We start from the raw sequence: 21,471 nt of genomic DNA on the forward strand, positions 1-21,471 counted from the left end.
GCGGCGGCGCTGGTCGGTCTGGTCGCCACCGCCGCGCTTGCGATCTCTGGGCACGATCTCTAGGCACGATCTCTAGGCTGAGCCCATGACCCAACCGGTGGTGGTCGTCGGTGCGGGCGGCATGGGCCGCTGCGTCCTCGACGTGATCGATGCGGTGAACGAGGCGCAGCCGAGCCCGGCGTACGAGGTGATCGGTGTCGTCGACGACGGCGACCCGGACCCGGACCTGCTGGCGGCACGCGGTGTCGACCTCCTCGGCGGGGTGAATGCACTGGAGGATCTCCCGACCGAGGTCGGCTATCTGATCGGGATCGCGAACACCGCTGTGAAGCGCCGCCTCGACGAGAGGCTGTCCGTGATCGGCCGCCCCTCGCCGGTGCTGGTGCACCCCAACGTGCACCGGGGGTTCGACGTACGTCTCGGGCCAGGGAGCGTGATCTGCTCGCACGTCAGCATGGAGAACCACATCCGCGTCGGACGGCACGTGCACGTCAACCAGAACAGCACCGTCGGGCACGACACGGTCCTCGGTGACCACAGCACGGTCAGTCCGCTGGTGGCGGTCTCCGGCAACGTGGTGATGAAGGACGAGGTGTTCGTCGGGACCGGTGCCTCGATCCGTCAGGGTGTGCAGCTCGGCCGCGGATCGACGGTGGGGATGGGTGCGGCCGTCGTGCGCGACGTCACCGTCGGATCGACCGTGCTCGGGGTGCCGGCCAGGCCGGCCGACGCCTGAGCCGTCCCAGGCGTCGCGACGCGATCAGGGCGCGGCCATCCCACCCTCGCTGTCCCACAGGTCACGCCCGAGGCCCTCGGCCGGGTCCTCCGCGGCGAGCAGCTCGTTCGCCGTACGGAAGTCCTTCTGGTCGCTGGCCCAGCGCATCAGCCGATCGGCGCGGGCCGGGCTGGTCTCCGGCGGGATCACCAACAGCTCGATCAGCTGCCCGGTGAGCATCTTCACCGACATCACGTGGGTGTCGTCGCGCGGGAACGACCCGACCTTGACCGGCCCGCGGGCCGTCAGCACGTGGCGGACCGACGGCCGGCCCGGCGCGGCGTCCCAGTCGGGGCGGGAGAAGAGCAGCCGGGCGATGCGGCCGGACGGCGGGAAGTGGTCGACCAGGTCGGCCGCCTCACGCTGGAAGTCGCGCGACCGTGGCCACCACGCGCCGTCGACGCCACCGGTCGGCATCCGGTCCTGCACCTCGAACCGGAGCCGGAGCTCGTCCGTGGGGGTGGTCGCGACGGGCTGAGCTGGTGACGTCGTCATGACGTCCACCTTCCGTGCCGTCCTGGCGACCCGACGGGTCGTGGGTTGACGGCTGATTGCTTTCCACAGTACGCCGCACCTGGGCGCGGGGCGCGGGGCGCGGGGCGCGGGGCACTGGACGCGTCTCGCGGGGCCGCCGGGTCGAGCAGGCGGGCGGGGTTCGCCGTACCCTCGTCGCCGTGCCTGACGAGACCGCCGCCTTCGCCGACGCCGCCGAGACCGCCGACCTGCTGATCCACCGCGACCGTATGGCGCCCGGGGTGCTCGAGGTGACCTTCAACCGCCCCGAGCGGCGCAACGCGTTCACGCAGGGGATGTACCAGCAGATGCTCGACCTCTTCACCGACCTCGCCGGGGACCGTTCGGTGCGGGTGGTGGTGCTGCGTGGCGCCGGCGGCAAGGCGTTCGCGGCCGGGAACGAGATCTCCGACTTCCTCGCGGCGGACCCGGTGGACTACGAGAACTGGATCCGCGAGATGTTCGAGCGGCTCTGGGCCCTGCCCCAGGTCACCATCGCCGCGATCGACGGGGTCTGCGTCGGCGGCGGCCTGGCGGTGGCGACCCACTGCGACCTGCGGGTGGCGACGACGGCGTCGCGGTTCGGCTACCCGATCGCACGGACCTTGGGCAACGCGCTCTCCGGCACCGTCCTCTACCGCTGCCAGTCGATCTTCGGGGAGTCGCTGACCCGCGAGATGCTGCTCGCCTCGCGGCTGATCGGCGCGGATCGCGCGTACGGCGTCGGCGCGCTCGTCGCCGCCGTGGACGACGTCGCCGCGCTCGATGCCGAGGTGCTGGCGCTGGTCGAGGGGATCAGCCAGGCCTCGACCGCGACGCTGGAGACCACCAAGACGCAGCTGCGGGTGCGGGCCACCCGCGCGGAGGCGTCGATGCCGAACGAGGAGGCGATCCTGCGCGAGGTCTACGGCGGTGCGGACTTCGCCGAGGGCGTGCGGGCGTTCCTGGCGAAGGAGAAGCCGGCCTTCGGTCGGTGACGTACGTCCGGATGGGATGAGTCGTACGTACGGCGTATCGTCGTGGGTATGGGAACGAGCGTGACTCCATCGCAGCTGCGGGCAGACATCTACCGCCTGATCGACGCCGTGCTCGAGACCGGTGAGCCCTTGGTGATCGAGCGGAAGGGAAGGACGTTGCGGTTGGTGCCAGACCACGGGGAGGGCAAGTTGTCCAGACTGCGGCCCCAGCCTGAGGTCATCGTGGGGGACCCGGAGGATCTCGTGGAGATCGACTGGATGGCCGATTGGGATCCCGATCGGGCCCTCAACCCGTGATCCATCTCGACACCCACGTCGCCATGTGGCTGTGGGTCGGTGAGTTGGATCGGCTGCCCGCGCGCCTCAAGTCCCGGCTCGAGTCCGACGATCTCGCGGTCTCGCCGATGGTGCGCCTCGAACTCGCCTACCTTCATGAGGTCGGCAGGAGCACACACGCCGCGGAGCGGGTGCTCGACGGGCTGGCGCGGCTGATCGGCGTCGTCGAGGACGCGACCCCGTTCAGCGACGTCGTGGCCGTCGCAGCGCAGGTGGGATGGACCCGGGATGTCTTCGACCGGATGATCGCGGCGCAGGCACTGGCCGCCGGTGCGCACCTCGCGACGCGCGATCGGGTGATCCGAGCGGCGATTCCGGAGCACACGCTCTGGGACTGACGCTGTTCAACCGTCCAACGCGGCCGCGAGCGCCGCGATCTGCTCGGCCGGCGGTTGGTAGCCGGGGAAGTAGCAGCAGATCCTGTCCGCCTCCTCGCCGAAGCGTCGGTGGATCTCCGCGGCGCACTCCTCCGGGGTGCCGACCACGCCGATCGTGGCCACCATCGCGTCGTCGACCAGGCCGAACATGCTGGCCACGTCCCCGACCTTGGAGAGCCGGTTGAGCTCCGGCTGGATCTGAGCCCATCCCTCCACCTCCAGCACCGGGAGGTACGCCGGCGTCGAGGCGTAGAAGGCGATCAGCCCGCGGACACCGGTGATCGCGGCCTCCCGCTCCTCCTCGGTGCGGTACATCGCGGTGATCGCCGCGGGCAGCACGGCGAGGTCGTCGGGGCTGCGCTGCGCCCGTTCGAGGCCCTCGGCCACTGCCGGCATCGTCCGCTCGCGGAAGTGGCGCTCGGTGTGGAACGGCATCACCAGCACGCCGTCGGCCACCTCGGCGGCGGTCCGGGTCATCAAGGGCCCCAACGCACCGAGCAGCACCGGGGGAGGGCCGAAGGGGTTCGGACCCGGCACGAACGTCGGCGGCATCAGCGTGTGGGTGGTGTGCTTGCCGCGGAACTCCAGTCGCTCACCGGTCTCCCACGACCGCAGGATCGCCTTGACCGCACCCACGATCTCCCGCATCCGAGCCGCGGGCGGCGACCACGTGGCGCCGTACCGCTTCTCGATGTGGGGGCGGATCTGGCTGCCGAGCCCCAGCCGGAACCGGCCACGGCTCATCAACTGCAGGTCCCACGCGGTGTGAGCCAGGTGCATCGGGCTGCGCGGCATCGCGATCGCGACGTTGGTCATCAGGTCGGCGTCGACCTGCCCCGCGATCGCGGCCAGGGGGTGAAGACGTCGTGCGGTCCTTCGAACGTGAAGAGCCCGTCGGCCCCGGCCTCGGTGAGTTCGCGGGCACGGGCGAGCGCCTCGTCGGGTCGGCCGTCGAGCTGGAGGTCGAGCTTCATCGTGGGACTCCTCGGTGGTTGCGGTCGCTCGGCGCCCCATTCGGATTGGCTGACTTTTCGGCGATTTCCGAGCCAATCCGAATGGGGCTCGCCGGGCTCACTCGCCCACAGCCAGGTCCGCGTGCGCGTCGCGCAGCTGCCGCTTGAGGATCTTGCCGCTCGGGTTCTTCGGCAGCGCCTCGGCGACGACCACGTACTTCGGCGCCTTGTAGCCCGCGAGCACCGACCGCGCGTGCTCGAGCACCGCCTCCGAGGTCAGCGCCACCCCTCCTTCGGTACGACGACCGCAGCCACCGCCTCCACCCAGCGCGGGTGACTCACCCCGAAGACGGCGACCTCCGCCACCCCGTCGAGGGTGTAGATCGCCTCCTCGACCTCACGGCTCGCCACGTTCTCGCCGCCGGTCTTGATCATGTCCTTCTTCCGGTCCACCACGAACAGGTGGCCGGTCCCGTCCACGTAGCCGAGGTCGCCGGAGTGGAACCAGCCCCCGCGGAACGCCTCGGCCGTCTTCGCCTCGTCCTCGTAGTAGCCGAGCGTCGCGTGCGGGCTGCGGTGCACGATCTCCCCGACCGTCCCGGCCGGCACCGGCTCGTCGTTGTCGTCGACGATCCGGGTCTCCACGTTGATGGAGGCGCGGCCCGCGGAGCCGGCGTAGGCGAGCTGCTCGTCGGGGCCGAGGATCGTGGCCAGCGGCGACATCTCGGTCTGCCCGTAGAAGTTCCACAGGCTGACCTCGGGGAGTCGCTCGCGCAGCTCCTTGAGCACCTCCACCGGCATCGGGCTGGCGCCGTAGTAGCCCTTGCGCAGGCTGGAGAGGTCGGTGGAGTCGAAGTCCGGGTGGCGCAGCAGTCCGATCCACACCGTGGGCGGCGCGAAGTACTTGGTGATCCGGTGGGTCTGGATCGTGCGCAGCACCGTCGCCGGGTCGGGGCCGGGCAGGATGACGCTGGTCGCGCCCAGGTAGACGTCGACGCCGAGGAAGCAGTCCAGCTGTGCGCAGTGGTAGAGCGGCAGCGTGTGCAGCTCGACGTCGTCGGCGGACATCTCGCCGTCGATCACGCACGAGACGTACTGCCACATCAGCGCCCGGCTGCTCAGCAAGGCCCCTTCGGACGCGACTCGGTGCCGGAGGTGAACATCATCCGGACCGGGTCGTCGTCACCCATCGGCACCGGCTCGCCGCGCGGGCCGTCGTGTTCGAGCCAACCGGTCAGGTCGCTCCAGCCCTCGGGGGTCGGGTGCTCGGCGCCCGGGAAGGTGATCACCTGCCGGGTGGTGATTTGCGGACGCTCGGCCGCGGCGATCGCCGCCTCCGCGGTCCCGACCAGCGCGTCCTCGACCACGAACCCGGTGGCGCCGGAGTGGTCGAGGATGAACGCGATCTCCTCCGCGCCCAGCATGAAGTTCACCGGCACCAGTACGACGCCGGCGCGCGCGGCCGCGAAGTCCAGCACCGCGAACTGCCAGCAGTTGTGGCTCAGCAGCGCCAGCCGGTCACCCTTGCCGAGACCGGCCGCGGTGATCGCGGCGGCCGCGCGGTCGACGTACCCCTCGAGCTCGGCGAAGGTGATCCGCTGGTCGCCGTCGATGATGGCGAGCTTGTCGGGGACCCGCTGTGCGGTGCGGCGCGGGAGGTCGCCGAGGGCGTGCTGGCGGGCGTTGGCGATCGTGGAGACGAGGGTGGCGTCGCTCATGGGCGCAGCCTAGTGATCCGCACCACAGCGGGTGGTGGGGGTGGGTGGGGTGTGGCGCGCCCCATTCGGATTGGCTGGGAGATCGCCGAAAACCCAGCCCATCGGAATGGGGCGCGCGAAACGCCCGCCACCCACGCACCCCGCTCACCCCACCCGCCAGCCCAGCCAGCGCCGACGCTGCTCGTCGTCCAGACCTCGTCGCAGCGCGACGGTGGAGGTGTCGACCCACCGGGGTGGCTGCTCGATGGTCCACGCGCGGCGGCGACCGCGCACCTCCCCTGCTCGGCGGTACGCCGCATCCAGCCGCCGGCCGAACGCCTGCTCGTCACGCAGGTCCGTCGAGATCATGGTGACCACCTGCAGACCGAGCTCGCGACAGGTCTCCTCCTTCGCGAGGTCACGGCGGCGCACCTCGCGAAGATCGTGGACGGTGCCGTCGTACTGGCCGACCACCCCGGCCGCCGGGTCGAGCAGGTCGGGCGTCAGCAGGTGGCGGCCGTCGCGGTCGAAGACCGGCCGGTTGGCGAGGGGGCGGGGGTGGCCGCGCTCGATCCATCGCAGCAGCATCGTCGCCTCCATCGGCGACCACAGGTTCTCGTCGGCCAGCTCGACGGTCATCCGCATCCGTCGGATGTGCTGCCGAGATCCCAGGCGCGCGGTGTAGCGGGCGAGCTCCCGCAGCGAGACCAGGTCGGCCGCGCACGCCATCGCAGCGACCTGGAGGCCGAGCTCGAACCAGGGGGCACGGGTGACCGCGTTGAACACCGACCGCTCGGGTCGGGTGATCGGGAGTCCGTCGACCGCGATCACGTCGTCGTCGAAGAGCCACCCGTGCAGCAGCTCCAGCCCGTCCCGCTGGCGCAGTCCGACCTGGTCGCCCGTCGCGATCGGCACTGCGAGCGGCTCACCACCCGCGTCGATCCCGTTGAACCAGCGCTCGCCCTGCCAGTGCAGGGCGGCCCACCCCGTCGCCGCGCAGCCGGCCGGCATCGCGGCCACGCGCTCCGCGATCCGCTGGTGGGCGTTGCCGGCGTCGACCTCCGCGGGTACGACGCGGCGGGGCGACGTCGTACGCCATCGGCGGCCGCGGGCCTCGCCTCGGCGCGGTCCGGCCCGGCCGGTGGGGTCGATCCGGACGGGCGCGACCACGCCGGGGCGGGTGAGGTGCAGGTCCACGACCACAGGGTCCGCCCGGATCGAGGTCGTGGGTATCGGCTATCCACAGCGGGGCCGGACAGCGGCGCGCACCATTCGGATTGGCTGGGAATTGGCCCGAAAGCCAGCCAATTCGAATGGGGCGCGCCACACCACCGCAACCACCGCACCGGCCGGACGCGGCTACGCGCTGCCGCGCCGCACCAGCGCCGGCGGGAAGATCACCCGCAGCGCCCGCGGCACCCGCTCGTCGTCGATCTGCTCCAGCAGCATCCGGGTGGCCTGCTCGGCCATCTCGCCGATCGGGTTGCGCACGGTGGTCAGCGATGAGGTCTCGGCGAGGCCGAGGTCGTCGTACCCGACCACGCGCACGTCCTGCGGCACCCTCCGGCCGGCGGCCTCGAGCACCCGGAGGGCGCCGGCGGCCATCAGGTCCGAGGCGGCGACGATGCCGTCCAGGTCGGGGCAGCGCTCCAGCAGGGCCTCGGCCGCGGCGCCGCCGCCGGCCTCGGTGAAGTCGCCCGGCTCGACCAGGTCGTCGGCCAGACCCGCCGCCCGCATCGCGCTGCGCCACCCGTCCAGCCGGTCCCGGCCGGCGGCCATGTCGTCGGGGCCGGCGATGTTCGCGATCCGCGCGCACCCCTGCTCCACGAGGAGCTCGGTGGCCGCGCGGCCACCGCCGAGGTTGTCGGTGTCGACGTAGGCGACCTTGTCGGCGCTGGTCCACGGCCGGCCCACGAAGACGCACGGCAGGCCGAGCGCGGCCAGGTGGTCGGGGAGCCGGTCGCTGCGGTGGTGGGAGACCACGATGGCGCCGTCGATGTGCCGGCGCCGCAGGTAGCGCAGCATCCGCCGCTCCTCCTCGCCCGGCTGGGCGAGCAGCAGCACCAGCTGCAGGTCCTTCGGCGCGAGCACCCGGTTGACCGAGCGCAGGGTGTGGATGAAGAACGGGTCGGAGAAGACCCGCTCGTCGGGCTCGGGCACCACCAGCGCCACCGAGTCGGTACGACGCGTGACCAGGCTCCGCGCCGCCGGATTCGGCGTGTAGCCCAGCGTCGTCACCGCGGCGTCGACGGCGGCCTGCGCCGCGGCGGAGACCCGGTTGCCGCCGTTGATCGCCCGGGACGCGGTCGCCCGGGACACCCCGGCCAGGCGGGCCACCTCGTCCAGGGTCGGGGCACCAGAGCCGTTGCTCGCGGCGGTGCCGGTGCCGCCGCCGCTGCCGGTGCTGCCGGTGCCGCTGCCGGAGCCGTGCCCGCCGTCGGGAGCCTCGGACGGCGGTGTGGTCACCCGCGGCACGTTAGTCCACCCCTGGAGCGACCCCGGGCAGCCCACCCGCGCCGATCACCGCGCTGAACCACAGCGCGCTCGACTTCGGTGTGCGCACCTGCGTCTCGTAGTCGACGTGCACGATCCCGAACCGCTGGCCGTAGCCGTAGGCCCACTCGAAGTTGTCCAGCAGCGACCACGCGAAGTAGCCGCGCACGTCCACGCCGGCGTCGATCGCCGCCGCCGTCGCGCGCAGGTGTCCCTCGAAGAAGTCACACCGGTCCGCGTCGTCGACCCGGCCGTCCACCACGGTGTCGTCGGGGAAGGCCGCGCCGTTCTCGGTGATGTAGATCGGCGGCACCTGCTGCCTGTCCGCCAGCGGCGCCAGGTAGTCGTCGCGCAGCCGCTGCAGCAGCACCCGCAGCCCGTCGGGCTGGATCTCCCAGTCCTGACCGGTGGTGGGCAGGCCCCGCCGCGGGAACGACATCGGCACGCCCGCCGGGTAGGGCGACACGGTGGGCCGATCGGGGCGCCGGCCCCGCGTGTCGACCAGGTCCTCCGGGGTGTGCTCGGCGGTGGAGGGCGCGTCGCCGTGGTAGTAGTTCACGCCGAGGAAGTCCAGCGGGGCGGAGATGACCTCCAGGTCGCCGTCGCGCACGAACTCCTGCCACTTGCTGCCCTGCCAGGTCCGGCCCTCGGTGCGCTCGGCGAGGCGGGGCTCGTAGGTCCCGGTGAAGATCGGGTCGAGGAACATCCGGTTCCAGAACGTGTCGACGTCGGCGGCCGCCTCGACGTCGCCGGGACGGGACGGGTCGAACGGCTCCGGGACGGTCAGGTTGAGCGTGATCCCCACCTCCTGGTCGCCCCCGGCACCCGCCGACCGCGCGCCCATCCGCTCCCGCAGCGCCGCGGTGGCCTTGCCGTGGGCGAGCATCAGGTGGTGGGCGGCGACGATCCCCGCGATCCCCTCCTGGCGTCCCGGCGCGTGCTGCCCGCCGGTGTAGCCGAGGAACGCCGAGCACCAGGGCTCGTTGAGGGTGGTCCACCGGTCGACGCGGTCGCCGAGGGCGTCGTACAGGGTGAGCGCGTAGTCGACGAACCGGTCCGTCGTGTCGCGGTCGGTCCAGCCGCCGGCGTCCTCGAGGGCCTGGGGCAGGTCCCAGTGGTAGAGGGTCAGCCAGGGCGCGACGCCGGCGCCGAGCAGCTCGTCGACCAGCCGGTCGTAGAACGCGATGCCGGCCGGGTTCGGCGCCCCGCCGTCGGGGCGGACCCGCGGCCACGCCACCGAGAACCGGTAGGCGCCGAAGCCGAGCTCCTTGATCAGCGCCACGTCGGTGGGGTAGCGGTGGTAGTGGTCGCAGGCCACGTCGCCGGTGTCGCCGTCGATGACCGCGCCCGGCACGCGGGCGAAGGTGTCCCAGATGGAGGTGGTGCGTCCGTCGGCGTCGACCGCCCCCTCGATCTGGTACGACGCCGTGGCGGCGCCCCAGACGAAGTCGGCCGGAAAGCGGGTGCCGGTGGAGGTGCTGGTGGGTGGGTTCATCCCTTGACGGCTCCTTGCATGATGCCGGCCACGAGCTGGCGGCCGGCGACGACGAACAGCAGCAGCAGCGGGATGGTGGCCATCCCGGTGCCGGCGAGGACGAGGGCGTAGTCGGTGGTCTGCCCCTGGCCGGTCAGCGCCAGCCGGTCGAGCGCGAGCTGCAGGGTCTCGGTCTTCTGCAGCGCGACCAGCGGCCACATGTAGTCGGTCCAGACCTGCATGAAGGTGAACAGGAACAGGATCGCCATCGCGGGCCTGGCGGCCGGCATCGCGACCGTCCAGAAGGTGCGGATCTGGGTGCAGCCGTCGACCCGGGCGGCCTCGATCAGCTCGGTCGGCACTGCGTCGACGAGGTACTGACGCATGAAGAAGACGCCGAACGCGGTGACCAGGGTGGGCAGCGCGACCGCGGCCAGGGTGTCGAGCAGGTTGTAGTCGCGCATCAGGATGAACAGCGGCACCATCGCCAGCTGCACCGGCACCGCCATGGTGAGCACCACGAACGCCATCAGCGCGTTGGAGCCGCGGAATTGCAGCTTGGCGAAGGCGTAGCCGGCGAGGGTGGAGAAGAAGACCACCGAGACCGCGCAGACGGTCGAGACGATGATGCTGTTGAGCATCGCCTGCCAGAAGTCGACGGTGTCCAGCACCCGCTGGGCGTTCTCCAGGAAGTGGCCCCGGGCAGGATCGGGGGCGGGAAGCTGTCGGCCTCCTGCTTGGTGTGGGAGCCGATCACGAACGACCAGTACAGCGGCAGCGCGGAGCCGATCACGAACGCGGTGAGCAGGCCGTAGACGAGGAAGCCGGGACGGTCGGAGTAACGGGTGCGGGCGTTCACGAGGCACTCCTGCGGGTGAGCAGCCGGGTGATCGCGAAGTTGAGGATCGCGATCCCGACGATGATCAGGAACAGCACCCACGCCGCGGCGCTGGCCCGGCCGTAGAACTGGTCCTCGATGCCCTTGACGTAGATGTAGAGCGTCGAGGTCATGTACTGGTGGTCCGGCCCGCCCTCGCGGTTGGGGGTGTTGTCGAAGAGCCGCGGCTCGGTGAAGATCTGCAGGCCACCGATGGTGGAGGTGATGATGACGAAGATCATCGTCGGCCGGATCAGCGGCAGCGTCACCGAGAAGAACTGCCGGATCCGTCCGGCGCCGTCGATCGCCGCGGACTCGTAGAGCTCGCGCGGCACCGCCTGCATCGCGGCCAGGAAGATCAGGGTGTTGTAGCCCGTCCAGCGCCAGTTCACCATCCCGGAGATGGCCAGGTGGCTCCACCAGCGGTCCACGTGCCACCGGATCGGCTCCAGGCCGATCGACTCCAGCAGCTGGTTGATCAGGCCGTACTGGTCGGCGAAGAGACTGCCGAAGATCAGCACGACGGCGGTCGGCGCGACCACGAACGGGAGCAGCACGCTCATCCGCCAGAAGGTCTTGGCCCGCAGGTGGCGGTCCAGCAGGGCCGCCACGCTGACCGCGACGATCACCTGCGGCACCGACGACATCAGGAAGATGGAGAACGTGTTGACCAGCGACTTGATGAAGACCGGGTCACCCAGCACGAACCGGTAGTTCTCCAGACCGATGAAGTCGCCGCGCACGTAGTAGGCGCGGTTCCAGTCGAAGAGGGAGAGGTAGCCGGTGTAGAGCAGCGGGTAGAGCCCGACCAGGCCGAACAGGATGAAGAACGGCGAGATGTAGAGATAGGGGCTCAGCTTGAGGTCCCACCGGGACCGGCGCTGTCGGCGGATCAGCCGTCGGGTGTCGGCCGCTGTCGTCGTACCGGAGCCGGAGGGGGCGGTACGACGACCGCGACCGCCGGGGGAGGACGGCCCGCCCGCCGGGTCGGTCGCGGTGGCGACGTCTCCGGCGGGCGGTTCGGCGTGGTGCGTCATGGGTGCTCGTCAGTCCTCGTGGGTCTCACAGGGTCACTGGCAGGTGGGCGGTGGAGCGGGGTGAGCCCGGGGGAGGCCGGGCTCACCCTCGTCTCACTGGAGTGCTTCGACCTCGGAGACGAACTTGTCCCACGACTCGTCGGGGTCGGTGCCCTGGTCGACGCGGTTGATGGCGTCCTGGAACTTGCCGAGGATGTCGGAGTACAGCGGACCGTGGTAGGGCTGCACGTCGATCGCGTCGGCGCGGTTGCTGTAGATCTCACCGGCCGGTGCGTCGTTGAAGTACTCGTCCGTGGACTCCAGCACCACCGGGTCCTCGAGCGCCTCGACCTGCGAGGGGAAGTTGCCGGTCACCTCGAACACCTTGGCCTGCTGCTCGGGCGCGGTGATCCAGGCGGCGAACTCCTGGGCCTCGTCCTGGTGGGTGGAGGTCTTGGGGACGGTCAGGTAGGAGCCGCCCCAGTTGCCGCCGCCGCCGGGGAAGGCGTCGGCGATGTCCCAGACCACGCCCTTGGGCGCGGGCTCCCCGGTGTTGGTCTTGATGTTGGCGCGCATCCAGCCCGGGCAGGGGATGGTGGCGAAGCCGTCGTTGGTGTAGCTGGCGTTCCAGTCGTCGCTCCACTGGGCGTTCTTGGTGGAGAGCGCCTCGGTGTGGGAGGTGACCGTCTTGTAGACCGCCTCGAGCTCGGGGTTCTCGACGTTGACGGTGTTGTCGGCCTCCTCGAAGGGGTACTCGACCTGGTTCAGCATGGCCTGGGCGATCGAGCCGGAGGCGTCGTACCAGGCGGTCTCGGGGACGGCCTTCACGAACTTCTCGCCGAGGGCGTAGTAGTCGTCCCAGGTGGTCATCATCCCGGCCACCTCCTCCCGGTCGGTGGGCAGTCCGGCCTTCTTGAAGAGGTCGGCGCGGTAGCAGATCGCCTCGGGGCCGGCGTCGGTCGCGTAGCCGAGCAGGGCGCCGTCGGAGGTGGTGGCGGCCTCGGACTTGAACTCCAGCCATCGGCCGTCGACCTCGTCGGAGGAGAGGTCGACCCAGCGGTCGGGCGCGGCGACGATGGCCGGCATGAAGTCGCCCTCGATGGCGACCACGTCCGGCAGACCCTCGTTGGCCTGGAGCAGGGTGTTGAGCTCGTTCTTCCAGTCGTCCCAGAGGGAGACCTTGGTCTGCTCGACCTGGACGTCGGGGTTGGCGCTGTTCCACTCCTCGATCAGCGCGTCGTAGCCGAACTCACCGAAGGTGGTGATGGTCAGGGTCTCGCCCTCGGAGAGCTCCTCCTGCTCCGCGGACTCGGTGGGGTCGCTGCCCCCACCGCAGGCGCTCGTGACACCGAGCACGAGAGCGGTGACGGCCGAGGCCGCCAGGAAACGGTTGCGCCGGCTCGAGCCGGTGATGGCCGACCCGGACCGGGGCCGGTGGTTGGTGGTGCGCACGGATGGGACTCCTGCCTTGGCGTACGACGTTGGACTGAGGTGGTGGAACTCCCGGATGGAACTGGGTGCTGCGGGTGAAACCGGATGGAACGTTGTGAGAGCGCTTCCACTTCTTGATCGGTGCTCACCATGACATGCGTCACATGAGTCGTCAATGCTTCCGCGAGGAATCACCAAATCTGAGCGTGGTCCGCGGCAGGTGGCCGTGGAAGGCACCCGTGGAAAGTATGGGAGCGCTTCCACTAGACGGGGCGATGGCGGCGACGTACTGTGAGCGCAGTCACGATGCCCGGCACGTCGCGGTCGACCTCGACCCACCGCCCGGCACCGCCGTAGGAGCGAAAGGGAACGGACATGGCGCAGGTGCGCTTCGAGAAGGCCTCGCACGTCTATCCGGGGCCGACCGTGCTGCGGTCTGCGAGCTCGACCTCGAGATAGAGGACGGGGAGTTCATGGTCCTCGTCGGCCCGTCCGGGTGCGGGAAGTCGACCTCGCTGCGGATGCTGGCCGGTCTGGAGGAGACCACCTCCGGGTCGATCCACATCGGCGACCACGACGTCTCCCAGGTCGCCCCCAAGGACCGCGACATCGCGATGGTCTTCCAGAACTACGCGCTCTACCCGCACATGACGGTCGCCGAGAACATGGCCTTCGCGCTGCGGGTGGCCGGGATCTCCAAGGCCGAGCGGCGCGAACGGGTCGCCGAGGCCGCCAAGCTGCTCGACCTCACCGAGCTGCTCGAGCGCAAGCCCAAGGCACTCTCCGGGGGGCAGCGCCAGCGCGTCGCGATGGGCCGCGCGATCGTGCGCCAACCGCAGGTCTTCCTGATGGACGAGCCCCTCTCCAACCTCGACGCCAAGCTGCGCGTCTCCACCCGCACCCAGATCGCCGCGCTGCAGCGGAGGCTGGGGGTGACCACCGTCTACGTCACCCACGACCAGGTCGAGGCGATGACGATGGGGGACCGGGTCGCGGTGATGAAGGACGGCGAGCTGCAGCAGGTCGACACCCCCCTCGCCCTCTACGACCGCCCCGCCAACGCGTTCGTCGCCGGCTTCATCGGCTCACCCGCGATGAACCTGCTGCGCGCCAAGACCGCCGGCGACGGGATGGCCCTCGTCGACGGGCACGCGGTCGCGATCCCGCGCTCGGTCGCCGCGTCCTCCTCCGGCGAGGTGACCCTCGGGATCCGTCCCGAGTGCTGGCGTCTGGCCGGCGCCGACGAGGACGGCTACCCCGTCACCGTGCAGGTGGTCGAGGAGCTCGGCGCCGACGGCTACCTCTACGCCACCCCGTCCGGGGCCGGCGCCGCGGCCGCCGTGGAGACCCCGGTCGGGGTCCCCGGCGCGGACGGGGCCGGCGAGGACGTCGTACCGCAGGTGGTGGTGCGGCTCGAAGGGCGGCCGTCGCTGCGGCAGGGGGACACCGTGCGGCTGGTCCCGGACCCCGAGCGGGTGCATGTCTTCGACGGGGAGACCGGTCTGCGGTTGGGGTGAGTGCCGTCGGTGGTGGCGCGGGGAGTCGATGAGCGTTGCCGCCGCCTCGTCACCCGGCCCGGCGTGCTCCGGCCGCTGCACTTCCCGCTCCCGCCGCGGCACACACCGCCGCCAGTGACATCGCGGCCAGCGTGAAGGCGCGCCCGTCACCGCCGAACAGCTCCAGCAGCGCCACACTGCTCGCTGATCCCAGCGAGAAGCCCAGGTAGCGGAGCAGCTGGTTGAACGCCAGCACGCTGCCGGTCTCGGCCTGCGGCACGTGCGGCACGATCAGGCCCGGCAGGGAGGAGAAGGTGAAGCCGCTGCCCAGCCCGCCGACCGCCATCGCCAGCAGCACCTGCCACAGCGCGTCGTGGCGGAGGGCCAGGAACGCCATCGCGCACGCGAAGACGGTGCACCCCGTCGGCAGCAGCAACGCGGGCGACCACCGCGACGCCACTGCGCGGGCGAGCCGGCTGCCACTGACGCTGAGCAGCGAGTACGGCACCAGGATCAGGCCCGCCACGGCGACGCCGTACCCGAGCCCGTAGCCGGAGCTCCCGTCCGCCTGGACCACCAGCACCACCAGCGCGAGCATCCCGTACATGCCCAGCCGAGGGCGAAGGTGACCACGTGCGGCCCCACGACTCCCGGACGGGCCGCCAGGGCGAGGTCGACCAGCGGGTGGCCGCCGCGCCGCTCCACCCGTAGGGTCCAGCCGATCCAGGTGGCCATGAGTGCCGCACCGACGGCGAAGAGCGTCAGCGTCCCGGCGCTGGCCCATCCTGCGTGCTCGCCCTCGGTGATGCCGAGCAGCAGGCAGATCGTGCCGGCGGTCAGCAGGGCCGCGCCGACCAGGTCGACCGGTTGCGGCGCGCCGGCATCCGTCCCGGGCAGGAACCGTACGGCGAGCGCCCACGTCGCCGCCACCAGCACCGCTCCGAAGGCGAACGCGCCGGAGGTCCCCGCGAGGCTGGCGACCGTCGAGGTGATCGGATAGCCGAGGCCCGCGCCGGCCACCGTCGTCACCGACAGCAGCGACAGGCGTGTGGTGAGGGTGCGGCCGGTCCACGCGTCGCGGGCGACCGCGAGCGCCAGCGGCACCAGCGCCAGCCCCACTCCTTGCAGGGTCCGACCGGTGACGAGCAGCGGGAAGCCGAGCGGCAGCGCCGAGAGCACGGTGCCGGCCAGGACGACGAGCAGGCCGCCCAGGATGACCGGCCGCCGCAGCCGGCCGCTGCCCAGCCGACCCAGGATCGGGGTCGCCACGGCGCCGGTGATCAGCGTCGCGGTCAACGTCCACTGGGCGGTGAGCACGGAGACGTCGTAGGACTCCGCGATCTGCGGGACCAACGGTGCGCCCAGGCTGCTGACGATCGCCGTGACGGTGATGACGGCGGCCAACGCGGACAGCTGCCAGCGGTCCTCCGTCGTCGTCACGGCGGTCATTCTCTCCGCCTGCAGATGCCGTCCCCGTCGGCGGGGGAGGGCCCGGCAGCCGGCCGGGGGGGAATGCGGTGGGCGGTCCGGCTGTTGCCACCAAGCGTGCCCAACGACTCCCGCCGCATCGCGCTGCTGCTCGGCCTGCTCTTCGGGCTGGCGGGCATGGGGTCGTCGTCGGCAGCGGTCGCGCTGCCGCTGCTCGGCCCGGATCTCGGGGTCTCCGTGGGCGCCGCCACCTGGACGATCAGCCTCTACGCGCTGATGCTCGCGGTCACCACCGCGACCTACGGCCGGCTGGCGGACCTGATGGGCATCAAGCTGCCGCTGCTGATCGGGATCAGCCTGATGGCGGCCGGGGCGGTGGTCGCGGCACTCGCGCCGACCTTCGAGGTGCTCCTGCTCGCCCGCCTCTTCCAAGGAGCGGGCGCCGCGGCGGTCCCGACCTTGGGCGTGGCCATCATCAGCGCTCGTTATGTGGACGAGGTCCGCGGGCTCGCCCTCGGTCGCCTCGCCGGCATGGCCGCCGCGATCAGCGCCCTCGGCCCGCTGGTCGGCGGCGTCGTCGAGGCCGCCTTCGGGTGGCGGGCGGTGATGGCGCTGCCCGTCCTCGGCATGCTGGTGGTCCCGTTCATCTGGCGGGCGCTGACCGACCAGGGCACCGGCGCCGCGCTCGACGTCTTCGGCGCGCTGCTCGTCGCTCTCACCGCCGGCGGTGTGGTGCTGCTGGTGCAGTCGCCCTCGAGCGGTCTGCTCGTGGCGGTCGCGGGCGCGCTGCTCGTCCTCCTCGGGGTCCCCGCAGTCACCTTCTGGGTGCGCCGCCGGCCTGACGGCTTCCTGCCGCTCGACGTGATCCGCAATGGTTCCGTGGTGCGGTGCGCGGCGGCGGCCGCCGCCATCCCGGCGGCCTGGTTCGCTTCGCTGATCGCGGTGCCGACGGTGCTCGTGGGCGAAGGATGGGAGCCCTATCAGGTCGGTCTGCTGCTGCTCCCGGCCTCGCTGCTGTCGCTGACCCTGCCGCGGTTGGCCGGGCGCCTGATCGCGACCCTCGGCCCGGCCCGGACCATCGGCGTCGCCGCCTCCGTGGCGTCGGTGGCGATGCTGATCGGTGCGGCGGGTGCCCACTTCGTCTCGCCGGTGATGCTCGCCTTCACGCTGCTGGTGGTCTGCGTCGCGTTCGGCGTCGGTCAACCGGCCCTCGGGGCGGCGGTCGGGGACGCCGTCCAGGTGCACGTCCGCGGGGTCGCCCTGGGCGTGGCGACCCTGGTGTTCATGACCGGTGGTTCGGTCGGCTCGGCGATGGTCGGTGGCCTCGGTGAGCTGATCGGGGTGGACGGGAGCCTCCTGGTGCTCGCCGCGCTGCCCTTGCTCGCGCTGTTCGCGCTGGTGCCGGAGCTACGGCGCTCGCCGGCGGCGGAGCCAGCGGCCGACCTGTCGCAGGCCCGCGCCTAGGTCGACGCCCGTGCGGCCGTGAACCCGTGCAGCCGTTGACCCGCGCAGCCCGCTACGCAGTGTCACACTGTCCCGGTGGTGACCACGAGGAGCGCAGCCAACCCGGGGAAGCAGGTGCGCAGCGCCAATCCGGGGAAGCAGGTGCGCAGCGGACGCGGGCCGATCGTGGATGCCGCCATCGGACACTTCACCGAGCGCGGCTATCACGGCACCTCGATGCGGGACATCGCCTCCGCGGCCGGCGTGACGGTGGCCAGCATCTACCACCACTTCCCGTCCAAGCAGGATGTGCTGGTGCACATCATGTCCGGCACCATGGCGGACCTGCTCGCGCTCACCCGCCGAGCTGCCGCCGAGGCGGCGGAGGAGCCGGCGGCGCGCCTCGGAGCGGTCGTCGACACCTGGGTGCACTTCCACACCAGCCGCCAGCCCGAGGCGCTGATCGGTGCCTCGGAGATCCGCAGCCTGGAGGGTGAGGGCCGAGCGCTGGTGATCGGAATGCGCGACGAGCAGGAGGACCTGTTCCGCGGCATCGTGACCGACGGCGTCGAGTCCGGCGCGTTCGCGACGCCGTACCCCCGGGAGGCGGCGCGGGCGATCCTCAACATGGGGTCGGCCGTCTCGACCTGGTATCGCCCCGACGGTGGCGACGTCACGCCCGAGCAGATGGCCGAGCGCTACCGCGACTTCGCGCTCGGCACCGTCCGCGCCGGAGCCTGAGGGCCCGGTCGCCGGCGGGGGTCAGAGCCGCCGCAGCCCCGCCTCGAGCAGCGGCCCGACCGCGTCCCCGGCGGTGTCGAACCCGGCGCCGTGGGTGGCGCCGGCGCGGTAGCGATGGTCGATCCCGGCCGCGATCACGGCGAGCTTGTAGTGAGCCAGGGCCAGGTGCGCGTCGAAGTCGCGCAGCGGCACCCCGCCCGCGCTCTCGTACGACGCCGCCAGCGTCTCGGCGTCCGGCAACCGCGGACTCGTCCACGCGCAGGGGGAGCCGATGATCAGGTCGAAGGACGGGTCCCGGTAGGTGCACATCATCGCGACGTCCGCGACCGGGTCACCGATCGTGGAGAGCTCCCAGTCCACCACCGCCGCGACCGTGACCTCCGGGCCCGCGCCGGTGCGGATCAGGGTGTTGTCCAGCCGGTAGTCGCCGTGCACGATGCCGGTGGCGTGCTGGGTGGGCAGCCCCTCGCCGAGCCGGGCGGCGAGACGGTCTGCGGCGGAGCGGACGTCGCCGGAGAAGTGCTCCCCGACGATCTCCCACTGGCCGGTCCACCGCTTGAGCTGACGCGCGGCGTAGCCGTCGGGCCGGCCGAACCGCTCGAGACCCACGGCGACGTGGTCCACGGCGTGCAGGGCGGCCAGGGTCCGGGTCAGCGCGTCGATCGCCGAGGTGACCTGGGCGTCGGAGAGGTCGGCGAGCTGGTCGGCGGTCTGCACGGTGCGCCCCTCGACGAAGTCGCAGATCGCGAACGCGCCGCCGATCAGGTCCTCCTCCGCGTACGACGCCACCGCCGGCGCGACCGGCACGGCGGTCGGGCCGAGGGCGTCGACGACCCGATACTCACGCACCACGTCGTGGGCCGAGGGGGTGCGGCCGGCGCGGGGCGGGGTCCGCATCACCCAGGAGGACGCGCCGTCGGTGAGCCGGAAGGTCAGGTTCGACTTGCCGCCGGCGATCAGTCGGGCGGTGAGCGGCGCGGCCGGCGTCGTACCGGCGTCGGACATCACGCCGGCGACGGCGGCGAGCTCCTCGGTGCTGAGCAGCTCCCCGGTCTCCGCGCCGTCGCCGAGGTCCCCGGTCGTGCCGCTCATCGGGTGATCTCCCGGACCGCCCGCTTCGCCAGGGACCACCGGTGCACCTCGGACGGTCCGTCGTAGATCCGGAAGGGGCGGATCTCGCGGGCGATCTTGGCCACCGGCAGCTCGTGCGTGGTGCCCAGGCCGCCGCACATCTGCACCGCCCGGTCGGCGATCCGGTGCAGCGCCTCCCCGGCGAAGGTCTTCGCGATCGAGGTCTCCTTGCTGGCCCGGCCCCCGTCGTCGAGCACCCGGCACGCCTCCAGCAACAGCGCCCGGGTCGCCGCGATGTCGATCTCGTTGTCCGCGATCATCTGCTGCATCATGCCCAGGTCGGCCAGGCGGGTCCCGAACGCCTCGCGGCCGGCGACGTGGGTGACCGCGACCTCGTGGGCGCGGCGGGCGGCGCCGAGCCAGCGCATCACGTGGGTCATCCGGGCCGGTCCGAGCCGGATCTGGGCTCCGGCGAAGCCGCGGTCGACGTCGCCGAGCACGTCCTCGTCCGGGACGAAGAGGTCGGTGAACCGCATCTGGCAGTGGCCGCCGAGCATCGAGGTGTCCAGGCTCTTCAGGTGCCGCCCGACCTCGAGGCCCTCGCGGTCGGACGGGGCGAGGAACATCGTCGCGTGCTCGCCGGTGCGCGCCATGATGATGAAGAACCCGGCGCCGTCGGCGCCGGTGATGAAGTGCTTCTCCCCGTTGATCACCCAGCCGCCGTCCGCCTTCTCCGCGGTGGTGGCCAGGGCCGCCGGGTCCGAGCCGGCACCGGGGGAGGGCTCGGTCATCGCGAAGCCGGAGCGCACCTCGCCGCGCGCCAGCGGGCCCAGGTAGCGATCGCGCTGCTGAGCGGTGGCGAGGTGGTCGAGCAGGTGCACGTTGCCCTCGTCGGGAGCGTTGATGTTCAGTGCGACGGGGCCGAACAGCGAGTAGCCGGCCGCCTCGAAGACCGGGGCGCGGTCCACCATCCCGAGGCCGAGCCCGCCCAGCTCGCGGGACGCGTGCGGGGCGAAGACGCCGGCCTCGCGCGCGGCCTCCTGCAGCTGCAGTCGCGCCGCGTCCCCTCCGGCGGCGGCGATGTCGCCGTCGTACTCGTCGTCGACGGGGAGCACCCGGGTGCGGATGAGCTCCTCGGTCGCGCTGACGATCTGATCCACCGTGGGCATGGTGCCTCCTGCTGCTGGTTGGCGGCCGGTCCGGCCAGAAAACCGAACGAGCGTTTAGATATCAGGATGACGGATCATCCGTGCCGGGGCAACCCGGTGACCGTGCTGCCGCAGACCCCTAGGCTCTCCCCATGCACCGCATCTTCACCACCAGCGTCGCCTCCGTGTATCCCCACTACGTCGCGAAGGCGGAGCGCAAGGGGCGCACCAAGGCGGAGGTGGACGAGGTGATCACCTGGCTCACCGGGTTCGACCAGACCGAGCTCGACCGTCACCTGGCCGAGGAGACGACCTTCGCGGACTTCTTCGACGCGGCCGAGCTCAACCCGGCCGCCGAGCTCATCACCGGCAGCATCTGCGGGGTGAGGATCGCGGAGATCGAGGACCCGCTGATGAAGAAGATCCGCTACCTGGACAAGCTCGTGGACGAGTTGGCCAAGGGCAAGGCGATGGAGAAGGTGCTGCGCGGCTGAGCCTCGTCGCCCGGTGCGCCGGTCATAGCGCGCTCGCGATATCGGTCTGGCCGAAGTCGTCTCCCTTGAACAGCAGCGGGAGCCCGGCGATTCGGGCGGTGGCGTAGGAGAAGCAATCGCCATAGTTCAGCCCTGCGGGGTGACGTCCCTTGCCGAAGCGGCGCCATGCGCCGACCGCGACCGCTGCGTGGTCGGCATCGACCGGCACGATGCGATCGGCCACCGAGCCAATGAGATGTTCGAGATCCCGCGTGGCGTCAGGTCCCTGTCGTGCTTCGACGACGATCGTCGCCTCGACCACCGAAGCCGCCGAGATCAGGCACCGTTCCCGGACCAGCTCGGTGAGATGGCGCTCCGCGTCGCTCTCGCCGAGGACGATGGCCACCAGGGGTGAGGTGTCCGCGACGATCATGCGGGCAGGCCGTGCTCGTCGTACCCGACGATGTCCTCGCTCGTGCGGTCGTCGAGGATGCGTCGCGCACGCCCGCGGTCGATGATGGCCTGCAAGTCGTCGGTCCCGGCGACTGCGCGCCGGGCTCGCGCAACTGCGAGCTTGTCCTGCAGTGCTTCGCGCAGTGCGACGGTGATCGACTGCCCGGTCAGCTCGGCGAGCTCGCGTGCCAGGCGGTCGGTCTCCGCGTCCTTGATGTTGAGCGCCATGAGTAAAGAATGACTGATGCCGAGGAAGACATCAAGGAAGAAGCAGGCTCGGGGGTCCTCGCCCCCGGGTC

Annotated in this window: 22 protein-coding genes and 2 pseudogenes; 8 read left to right on the forward strand and 16 right to left on the reverse strand. The window is 71.5% G+C overall.

Translation table 11 applies throughout. The features are described from left to right. Nucleotides 1-85 precede the first annotated feature (85 nt). Complete coding sequence (locus FIV43_RS20235) at nucleotides 86-736, forward strand: NeuD/PglB/VioB family sugar acetyltransferase (protein ID WP_141015569.1); 651 nt, start codon at nucleotides 86-88, stop codon at nucleotides 734-736. Between the two features lie 24 nt (nucleotides 737-760). On the opposite strand, the gene FIV43_RS20240 is transcribed toward FIV43_RS20235, so the two are convergent. Further along, a complete protein-coding gene (locus FIV43_RS20240; protein ID WP_141015570.1) occupies nucleotides 761-1,270 on the reverse strand; it encodes a DUF5994 family protein in 510 nt (169 codons plus the stop codon). A 179-nt stretch (nucleotides 1,271-1,449) separates the two neighbouring features. Between FIV43_RS20240 and FIV43_RS20245 the strand changes: the two genes are divergently transcribed. From FIV43_RS20245 to FIV43_RS20255, 3 genes are read left to right on the forward strand one after another with little or no spacing between them, the layout of a single operon-like run. After that, nucleotides 1,450-2,265, forward strand: a complete 816-nt coding sequence (locus tag FIV43_RS20245) for an enoyl-CoA hydratase-related protein (RefSeq protein WP_231123562.1) — start codon at nucleotides 1,450-1,452, stop codon at nucleotides 2,263-2,265. Nucleotides 2,266-2,313: 48 nt separating this feature from the next. Further along, nucleotides 2,314-2,562 (forward strand): type II toxin-antitoxin system Phd/YefM family antitoxin, encoded by a 249-nt coding sequence (locus FIV43_RS20250; RefSeq protein ID WP_141015571.1) that lies wholly within the window; start codon nucleotides 2,314-2,316, stop codon nucleotides 2,560-2,562. Continuing rightward, nucleotides 2,559-2,939 (forward strand): PIN domain-containing protein, encoded by a 381-nt coding sequence (locus tag FIV43_RS20255; protein ID WP_141015572.1) that lies wholly within the window; start codon nucleotides 2,559-2,561, stop codon nucleotides 2,937-2,939. The genes FIV43_RS20250 and FIV43_RS20255 overlap by 4 nt, the downstream gene beginning before the upstream one ends. A gap of 6 nt (nucleotides 2,940-2,945) precedes the next feature. Here FIV43_RS20255 and FIV43_RS20260 read toward each other — a convergent pair whose 3' ends face one another. From FIV43_RS20260 to FIV43_RS20295, 9 genes and pseudogenes are all read right to left on the reverse strand, one after another. Further along, nucleotides 2,946-3,794, reverse strand: coding sequence for a TIGR03617 family F420-dependent LLM class oxidoreductase (locus FIV43_RS20260; protein ID WP_196780906.1), 849 nt, complete (start codon nucleotides 3,792-3,794; stop codon nucleotides 2,946-2,948). After that, nucleotides 3,794-3,952, reverse strand: coding sequence for a hypothetical protein (locus FIV43_RS21745; protein ID WP_196780907.1), 159 nt, complete (start codon nucleotides 3,950-3,952; stop codon nucleotides 3,794-3,796). The genes FIV43_RS20260 and FIV43_RS21745 overlap by 1 nt, the downstream gene beginning before the upstream one ends. Nucleotides 3,953-4,049: 97 nt before the next feature. Continuing rightward, nucleotides 4,050-5,649 (reverse strand): annotated as a pseudogene (locus tag FIV43_RS24005) (fatty acyl-CoA synthetase). A 144-nt stretch (nucleotides 5,650-5,793) separates the two neighbouring features. Then, nucleotides 5,794-6,825 (reverse strand): hypothetical protein, encoded by a 1,032-nt coding sequence (locus FIV43_RS20270; RefSeq protein WP_231123563.1) that lies wholly within the window; start codon nucleotides 6,823-6,825, stop codon nucleotides 5,794-5,796. A gap of 162 nt (nucleotides 6,826-6,987) precedes the next feature. Continuing rightward, entirely contained in the window at nucleotides 6,988-8,094 is a 1,107-nt protein-coding gene (locus tag FIV43_RS20275) for a LacI family DNA-binding transcriptional regulator (RefSeq protein ID WP_141015573.1), read from the reverse strand. A 10-nt stretch (nucleotides 8,095-8,104) separates the two neighbouring features. Beyond that, entirely contained in the window at nucleotides 8,105-9,616 is a 1,512-nt protein-coding gene (locus FIV43_RS20280; RefSeq protein WP_141015574.1) for a GH1 family beta-glucosidase, read from the reverse strand. Beyond that, nucleotides 9,613-10,266: a carbohydrate ABC transporter permease gene (locus FIV43_RS20285; protein WP_196780911.1), complete on the reverse strand. Its 654-nt coding sequence runs from the start codon at nucleotides 10,264-10,266 to the stop codon at nucleotides 9,613-9,615. Before FIV43_RS20285 ends, FIV43_RS20280 begins: the two co-directional genes overlap by 4 nt. A 184-nt stretch (nucleotides 10,267-10,450) precedes the next feature. Further along, complete coding sequence (locus FIV43_RS20290; RefSeq protein ID WP_141015575.1) at nucleotides 10,451-11,509, reverse strand: carbohydrate ABC transporter permease; 1,059 nt, start codon at nucleotides 11,507-11,509, stop codon at nucleotides 10,451-10,453. A 93-nt stretch (nucleotides 11,510-11,602) separates the two neighbouring features. Then, a complete protein-coding gene (locus FIV43_RS20295) occupies nucleotides 11,603-12,940 on the reverse strand; it encodes an ABC transporter substrate-binding protein (RefSeq protein ID WP_231123564.1) in 1,338 nt (445 codons plus the stop codon). A gap of 354 nt (nucleotides 12,941-13,294) precedes the next feature. Between FIV43_RS20295 and FIV43_RS20300 the strand changes: the two are divergent. Continuing rightward, nucleotides 13,295-14,436, forward strand: a pseudogene (locus tag FIV43_RS20300) (ABC transporter ATP-binding protein). 49 nt (nucleotides 14,437-14,485) lie between these two features. Here the strand turns inward: FIV43_RS20300 and FIV43_RS20305 are convergent. Continuing rightward, entirely contained in the window at nucleotides 14,486-15,013 is a 528-nt protein-coding gene (locus FIV43_RS20305; protein WP_181407615.1) for an MFS transporter, read from the reverse strand. Next, entirely contained in the window at nucleotides 14,929-15,855 is a 927-nt protein-coding gene (locus FIV43_RS20310; protein ID WP_181407616.1) for an MFS transporter, read from the reverse strand. Before FIV43_RS20310 ends, FIV43_RS20305 begins: the two co-directional genes overlap by 85 nt. Nucleotides 15,856-15,960: 105 nt before the next feature. Between FIV43_RS20310 and FIV43_RS20315 the strand changes: the two genes are divergently transcribed. Together FIV43_RS20315 and FIV43_RS20320 are read left to right on the forward strand one after the other, a co-directional pair. Beyond that, nucleotides 15,961-17,307 (forward strand): MFS transporter, encoded by a 1,347-nt coding sequence (locus FIV43_RS20315; protein WP_181407617.1) that lies wholly within the window; start codon nucleotides 15,961-15,963, stop codon nucleotides 17,305-17,307. 75 nt (nucleotides 17,308-17,382) lie between these two features. Continuing rightward, entirely contained in the window at nucleotides 17,383-18,027 is a 645-nt protein-coding gene (locus FIV43_RS20320) for a TetR/AcrR family transcriptional regulator (RefSeq protein ID WP_196780912.1), read from the forward strand. Nucleotides 18,028-18,048: 21 nt separating this feature from the next. On the opposite strand, the gene FIV43_RS20325 is transcribed toward FIV43_RS20320, so the two are convergent. Together FIV43_RS20325 and FIV43_RS20330 are read right to left on the reverse strand one after the other, a co-directional pair. Next, complete coding sequence (locus tag FIV43_RS20325) at nucleotides 18,049-19,119, reverse strand: phosphotransferase family protein (protein WP_141015580.1); 1,071 nt, start codon at nucleotides 19,117-19,119, stop codon at nucleotides 18,049-18,051. After that, nucleotides 19,116-20,267: an acyl-CoA dehydrogenase family protein gene (locus FIV43_RS20330; RefSeq protein ID WP_141015581.1), complete on the reverse strand. Its 1,152-nt coding sequence runs from the start codon at nucleotides 20,265-20,267 to the stop codon at nucleotides 19,116-19,118. The genes FIV43_RS20325 and FIV43_RS20330 overlap by 4 nt, the downstream gene beginning before the upstream one ends. A gap of 131 nt (nucleotides 20,268-20,398) precedes the next feature. Between FIV43_RS20330 and FIV43_RS20335 the strand changes: the two genes are divergently transcribed. Next, entirely contained in the window at nucleotides 20,399-20,740 is a 342-nt protein-coding gene (locus FIV43_RS20335) for a DUF2200 domain-containing protein (RefSeq protein ID WP_141015582.1), read from the forward strand. Nucleotides 20,741-20,762: 22 nt separating this feature from the next. Here the strand turns inward: FIV43_RS20335 and FIV43_RS20340 are convergent, their stop codons facing one another. Together FIV43_RS20340 and FIV43_RS20345 are read right to left on the reverse strand one after the other, a co-directional pair. Further along, a complete protein-coding gene (locus tag FIV43_RS20340) occupies nucleotides 20,763-21,152 on the reverse strand; it encodes a type II toxin-antitoxin system VapC family toxin (protein WP_141015583.1) in 390 nt (129 codons plus the stop codon). Next, nucleotides 21,149-21,400, reverse strand: coding sequence for a type II toxin-antitoxin system VapB family antitoxin (locus FIV43_RS20345; protein WP_141015584.1), 252 nt, complete (start codon nucleotides 21,398-21,400; stop codon nucleotides 21,149-21,151). The genes FIV43_RS20340 and FIV43_RS20345 overlap by 4 nt, the downstream gene beginning before the upstream one ends. Nucleotides 21,401-21,471: the final 71 nt, after the last annotated feature.

Origin of the sequence: Nocardioides sambongensis (assembly GCF_006494815.1) — a bacterium.
Classification (GTDB): Bacteria; Actinomycetota; Actinomycetes; order Propionibacteriales; family Nocardioidaceae; genus Nocardioides; species Nocardioides sambongensis.

What these genes read in the sequence shown, in the direction of transcription:
- FIV43_RS20240 (WP_141015570.1), bottom strand. Translation starts at nt 1,270, where the DNA reads ATGACGACGTCACCAGCTCAGCCCGTCGCGACCACCCCCACGGACGAG.
- FIV43_RS20235 (WP_141015569.1), top strand. Translation starts at nt 86, where the DNA reads ATGACCCAACCGGTGGTGGTCGTCGGTGCGGGCGGCATGGGCCGCTGC.
- FIV43_RS21745 (WP_196780907.1), bottom strand. Translation starts at nt 3,952, where the DNA reads ATGAAGCTCGACCTCCAGCTCGACGGCCGACCCGACGAGGCGCTCGCC.
- FIV43_RS20340 (WP_141015583.1), bottom strand. Translation starts at nt 21,152, where the DNA reads ATGATCGTCGCGGACACCTCACCCCTGGTGGCCATCGTCCTCGGCGAG.
- FIV43_RS20345 (WP_141015584.1), bottom strand. Translation starts at nt 21,400, where the DNA reads ATGGCGCTCAACATCAAGGACGCGGAGACCGACCGCCTGGCACGCGAG.
- FIV43_RS20330 (WP_141015581.1), bottom strand. Translation starts at nt 20,267, where the DNA reads ATGCCCACGGTGGATCAGATCGTCAGCGCGACCGAGGAGCTCATCCGC.
- FIV43_RS20250 (WP_141015571.1), top strand. Translation starts at nt 2,314, where the DNA reads ATGGGAACGAGCGTGACTCCATCGCAGCTGCGGGCAGACATCTACCGC.
- FIV43_RS20260 (WP_196780906.1), bottom strand. Translation starts at nt 3,794, where the DNA reads ATGACCAACGTCGCGATCGCGATGCCGCGCAGCCCGATGCACCTGGCT.
- FIV43_RS20290 (WP_141015575.1), bottom strand. Translation starts at nt 11,509, where the DNA reads ATGACGCACCACGCCGAACCGCCCGCCGGAGACGTCGCCACCGCGACC.
- FIV43_RS20305 (WP_181407615.1), bottom strand. Translation starts at nt 15,013, where the DNA reads ATGCTCGCGCTGGTGGTGCTGGTGGTCCAGGCGGACGGGAGCTCCGGC.
- FIV43_RS20335 (WP_141015582.1), top strand. Translation starts at nt 20,399, where the DNA reads ATGCACCGCATCTTCACCACCAGCGTCGCCTCCGTGTATCCCCACTAC.
- FIV43_RS20325 (WP_141015580.1), bottom strand. Translation starts at nt 19,119, where the DNA reads ATGAGCGGCACGACCGGGGACCTCGGCGACGGCGCGGAGACCGGGGAG.
- FIV43_RS20280 (WP_141015574.1), bottom strand. Translation starts at nt 9,616, where the DNA reads ATGAACCCACCCACCAGCACCTCCACCGGCACCCGCTTTCCGGCCGAC.